The sequence below is a fragment of the Micromonospora sp. C31 genome (genome assembly GCF_018070575.1).
GTDB lineage: Bacteria > Actinomycetota > Actinomycetes > Mycobacteriales > Micromonosporaceae > Micromonospora.
The window spans coordinates 1-5813 of the sequence record NZ_JAGPXN010000046.1 but is presented as its reverse complement, the minus strand read 5'-3'; the positions used below and the strand labels follow the sequence as shown (position 1 = coordinate 5813).

Genomic DNA, 5813 nt, shown 5'->3' with positions numbered 1-5813 from the left:
TGGACGAGTTCGCGTCGGTGGTGGCGGGCCTGTCGTGGCAGCCGCCGAAGGTGCCGGTCGTGTCGAACGTGACGGGTGCCGTCGCGGACGCGGACGAGATCACCGACCCCGGCTACTGGGTGCGGCATGTGCGGCAGGCGGTGCGGTTCGCTGACGGGGTGGCGGCGCTGCGGGCGCAGGGTGTGGACACGTTCCTGGAGGTGGGTCCGGACGCGACGTTGACGGCGATGGTGGCGGAGATCGTCGGGGATGCCGGGGTGCGGCGTGTTCCTGTGTCGCGGCGGGATCAGTCGGAGGTCGCGGCCCTGACGTCTGCGCTGGGGCAGTTGTGGGTGGCGGGTGTGCCGGTGGACTGGGCGGCGTACCACGGTCAGGCCGGTGCCCGGCCGCGCGTGGTCGAGCTGCCCACGTACGCCTTCGACCACCGGCGCTACTGGATCAACGCCGCGACGCGCTCCTACCGTCCCCCCGTTGCCCGGCGTACCGCCGCCGACGAGGACTTCTGGCGGGCGATCGAGGCGGCGGACCTGACGACCCTCGCCGAAAGCCTGGCCGTCGACGCCGACGCCCCGCTCGCGGACGTGCTGCCGGCGCTGTCCAACTGGCGACGCCGCCGGGACGCCGAGGCAACCCTCGACTCCTGGCGCTACCGGGTGGCCTGGCAGCCGCTCACGGACGACCCCGCCCGCGCCGAGGCGACCGATTTTCTGCTCGTCGTGCCGGCCGACGCCGACGCGGTCGTGACCGACTGGACGGCTGCCCTGAGTGCCGCCGGCGGGCGGATCGTCGAGGTCGACGCCGCGTGCGACCGCAAACGGCTCGCCCACGACCTCATCGAGGCGTCGACCGGCCACGACGGGAACCCGCTGCCCGTGCTCTCCCTCCTCGCCCTCGACAACCGGCCGTACGCCGGGTCCGGCTCCGTGCCGACCGGGCTCGCCGGCACGGTCGCGCTCGCCCAGGCGCTCGGCGACGCCGGGATCACCGCCCGGCTCTGGATCGCCACCCGCGGCGCGGTCGCCGTCGGTTCCCGGGACCGGCACGTCGACCCCGTACAGGCCATGGCGTGGGGCTTCGGCAGCGTGCTGCGCGCCGAGCACCCGCACCGCTGGGGCGGGCTCGTCGACGTCCCCGAGCGGCCCGACCAGGGCGCCGTACGCATGCTGCGGACGCTGATCTCCGGCACCGGCCGCGAGGACGAGGTCGCCCTGCGCGGTAACGGCGCCCACGCGCGTCGGCTCGCCCGGGCGGCGTACGGGGACACCGGTCCCCGCGGTTCCTGGACGCCGCGCGGCACGGTGCTGATCACCGGCGGCACCGGGGCCCTCGGCGGGCACGTCGCCCGCGCGCTGGCCACCGAAGGCGCCGAACACCTCCTGCTGGTCAGCCGGCGGGGCGGCGAGGCGCCGGGAGCGGCCGCCCTCGCCGAGGAACTCGCCGCGCTCGGCAGCCGCGTCACCCTCGCGTCCTGCGACGTGGCCGACCGGGCCGCGCTCGCGGCGCTGCTCGACTCGATCCCCGACGAGCTTCCGCTTAGCGCGGTCGTGCACACCGCCGCCGCCCTCGACGACAACGTGATCGACGCGGTCAGCGTCGACCAACTCGCCACCGCCCTGCGGGCGAAGGTCGACGCCGCGCGCAACCTGGACGAGCTGACCCGGGGAGCGGACCTCTCCGCGTTCGTCCTCTTCTCCTCGCTCGCCGGCCTCATGGGCGCCGCCGGCCAGGCCACGTACGCGCCGGGCAACGCCTTCCTCGACGCCCTGGCGCAGCGCCGTCGCGCCGAGGGACTGCCGGCGACCTCGCTCGCCTGGGGACTGTGGGCCGACGGCGGGGTGAGCGCCGGCGACTTCGAGCAGCGGCTGAGCCGCACCGGGTTCGGCGCGATGGCACCGGAGACGGCCGTACGCGCGCTCACCCGGGCGCTGGACCGCGACGAGACGTACCTCGTGGTGGCCGACATCGACTGGGCCCGGGTGGCCGCCACCGACGGTCGCCGCCCCCACCCGCTGGTCCGCGACCTGCTGGCCGAGGCCGGCGCGGCGGTGACCGTCGACGCCCCCGTGCCGGCGGCCGACCTGCGACTGCGCCTCGCGGAAATGTCCGGTACGGAGCAGCTGCGCGTCCTCGGCGACCTCGTGCGCGCCGAGGTGGCCGCCGTGCTGGGCCACGAGTCCGCCGAGCGGGTGGCACCGGACCGCGCGTTCCAGGACCTCGGCTTCACGTCCCTGGCGGCGGTCGAGCTGCGCAACCGGCTCGACGCCGCGACCGGACTCGCGTTGCCGAGCACGCTCGCCTTCGACTACCCGAACTCGGCGGCCCTGGCCGGGCACATCCACGCCGAACTGCTCGGCGGACAGGCCCTTCCCGCCACCGCCGCCGTCGCCGGCTCCGTCGTGGGCGACGACCCGATCGTCATCGTCGGCATGGGCTGCCGCTTCCCCGCCGGAGCCGAGTCACCGGAGGGCCTCTGGGAGCTGCTCACGGCCGGCGTCGACGCGATGTCGGACTTCCCGACCGACCGGCACTGGGACCTGGAGTCGCTGGCCGCAACCGACTCCTCCGTCTCGCGCGGGGCGTTCCTGACCGACGCGGGTGGCTTCGACGCGGAGTTCTTCGGCATCTCGCCCCGCGAGGCCCTCGCCATGGACCCGCAGCAGCGGCTGCTGCTGGAGGTCTCCTGGGAGGCGTTCGAGGACGCCCGGATCGAGCCCCTCGCGCTGCGCGGCAGCCGGGTCGGGGTGTTCGCCGGCACCAACGGGCAGGACTACGAGAGCGTCGTACGCGACGCCGGGGAGTCGCTCGCCGGGTACGGCGCGACCGGCGCCTCCGCGAGCGTGCTGTCGGGTCGGGTGGCGTACTCGTTCGGGTTCGAGGGGCCGGCGGTGACGGTGGACACGGCGTGTTCGTCGTCGCTGGTGGCGTTGCACCTGGCGGTGCAGGCGCTGCGGTCCGGCGAGTGTGACCTGGCGCTGGCCGGCGGCGTCACCGTGATGGCCACCCCGGGCGCCTTCATCGAGTTCTCCCGCCAGGGCGGGCTGTCGGCGGACGGCCGTTGCAAGGCCTTCGCCGAGTCGGCGGACGGCACCGCGTGGGGCGAAGGCGTCGGCGTCCTCGTCGTGCAGCGCCTGTCGGATGCGCGGCGCGACGGGCGTCGGGTCCTGGCGGTGGTGCGTGGCACGGCGGTGAACCAGGACGGTGCGTCGAACGGGTTGACGGCGCCGAACGGTCCGTCGCAGCAGCGGGTGATCCGGCAGGCCCTCGCGAACGCCGGGTTGGGTGTCGCCGACGTCGACGTGGTGGAGGCGCACGGTACGGGTACGACGCTCGGCGATCCGATCGAGGCGCAGGCCCTGTTGGCGACGTACGGGCAGGGCCGGGACGAGCCGTTGTTGTTGGGGTCGGTGAAGTCGAACATCGGTCACACGCAGGCCGCCGCGGGGGTGGCCGGGATCATCAAGATGATCTTGTCGATGCGGCATGGCGTGGTCCCGGCGTCGTTGCACGTGGACGCGCCGTCGTCGCATGTGGACTGGTCGTCGGGTGCGGTGGAGCTGGTGACCGAGTCTCGGGCGTGGCCGGGTGTGGGGCGTGCCCGGCGGGCGGGTGTGTCGTCGTTCGGCATCTCCGGGACGAACGCGCACGTCATCATCGAGCAGCCGCAACCAGCCCAGGAGCTTGTGGCTGCGGCGGATTCCGTGGACGCGTGGGGCACGGAGCTTCACGGCGAGGCCGACCGGATCGGGTCGGCGGACGCGGAGTCGGTTCCGGCGTCCGCGTCTGCCGGTGGTGCGCTGGTGGGGGTGCCGGTGCCGTGGGTGGTGTCGGGCCGGTCGGAGCGTGCTCTGGTGGGTCAGGCGGTGCGGTTGGCGGCGTTCGTGCGTGATCATGCGGGTCTGTCTCCGGTGGATGTGTCGTGGTCGTTGGTGTCGACTCGGGCGGCGTTGGAGCACCGTGCGGTGGTGTGGGGTCGGGACGTCGACGAGTTGGTGGCTGGTTTGTCGGCGGTGGTCGAGGGTCGGCCGGTGGTGTCGGGTGTGGTGTCGGCGGGTCGTCGGGCGGTGTTGTTCACGGGTCAGGGTTCGCAGCGCGCCGGTATGGGTCGGGAGTTGTACGAGGCGTTCCCGGTGTTCGCGTCGGCGTTCGACGTGGTGTGCGCGCAGTTCGATGGCTTGTTGCCGCGTTCGCTGCGGGAGGTGGTGTTCGCGGAGGCGGGCAGTGCTGAGGCGGCTCTGGTGGATCAGACCGTCTTCGCTCAGGCGGGGTTGTTCGCCGTCGAGGTGGCGTTGTGGGAGTTGCTGTCGTCGTGGGGTGTGCGGGTCGACTTCCTGGCGGGTCATTCGATTGGTGAGGTGACGGCGGCGTACGTGGCGGGGATGTTGTCGCTTGCGGATGCGTGCACTCTGGTGGCGGCGCGGGGTCGTCTGATGCAGGCGTTGCCGGCTGGTGGGGTGATGGCGGCGGTCGGCGCGTCCGAAGCCGAGGTGTGTGGCGTTATTGATGCGTCGGGTGCGGGCGTGGATATTGCGGCGGTGAATGGGCCGGCGTCGGTGGTGGTGTCGGGTGCCGCTGATGAGGTCGCGTCGGTGGTGGGGACTTCTCGCGAGCGGGGTTGGCGGGTCAAGGAACTTTCGGTCAGTCACGCGTTCCATTCGCGGTTGATGGATCCGATGTTGGACGAGTTCGCGTCGGTGGTGGCCGGGCTGGACTGGCGGGTGCCGAAGGTCCCGATCGTGTCGAACGTGACCGGTGCGGTCGCGGAGCCGCTGGAGTTGGTTGATCCGGAGTACTGGGTGCGGCATGTGCGGCAGGCGGTGCGGTTCGCCGACGGGGTGGCGGCGCTGCGGGCGCAGGGTGTGGACACGTTCCTGGAGGTGGGTCCGGACGCGACGTTGACGGCGATGGTGGCGGAGATCGTCGGGGATGCCGGGGTGCGGCGTGTTCCTGTGTCGCGGCGGGATCAGTCGGAGGTCGCGGCCCTGACGTCTGCGCTGGGGCAGTTGTGGGTGGCGGGTGTGCCGGTGGACTGGGCGGCGTACCACGGTCAGGCCGGTGCCCGGCCGCGCGTGGTCGACCTGCCCACCTACGCCTTCGAGCACACCTGGTACTGGCCGGAGGCGGCGCCCGCGACCCGCCGGGACGCGCACGACGACGCTCTCGACGGGCGGTTCTGGGCGGCCGTGGAGTCCGGCGACCCCGGCCTCGTCGGAGGCGAGCTGGGCGTCGGCGCGGACGAACCCTTCAGCGCGGTCCTGCCGAAGCTCGCGCAGTGGCGGCGGGCCGCCCAGCAGCGGTCGACTGTGGATTCCTGGCGGTACCGGGTGGTCTGGCGTCGCCAGACCGCGACCGGGAACGAGACCCTGACCGGCCGCTGGCTGGTGCTCGTGCGTCCCGGCCAGGAGGACCACCCGTTGCTGGCCGGGTTGGCGGAGCGCGGCACCGAGGTGGTGCCGGTGGTACTGGACGTGTTGGAACGGGACGAGATCGCGCGTCGCCTGGCCGACGCGTCGGCGAGCGGCGCCCCCGTCGCCGGTTTGATCTCGCTGATGTCGCTGGCCGGGGCGGGCGTCGTCGAGGCGTTGGCGGTGGCGCAGGCGCTGGCGGTCACCGAGACCCAGGGGCGGCTCTGGTGGCTGACCAGTGGGGCGGTCTCCGTGGACGACTCCGAGCCCCTGACCGACCTGACCGCGGGTGCTGCGGTGTGGGGTTTGGGTCGGGTGGTGGGTTTGGAGGTGCCGTTGCGGTGGGGTGGTTTGGTGGATTTGCCGGGGTTGTTGGATGGGGGGGTGTGGGGTCGGTTGTGTGGGGTGTTG

General features: G+C 73.2%; 1 protein-coding gene. It reads left to right on the top strand.

From position 1 onward, the window contains the following. Positions 1-59: 59 nt before the first annotated feature. Positions 60-5813 (top strand): SDR family NAD(P)-dependent oxidoreductase (locus tag KBX06_RS27270; protein WP_307854781.1); only part of this gene is annotated, 5754 nt, incomplete at its 3' end.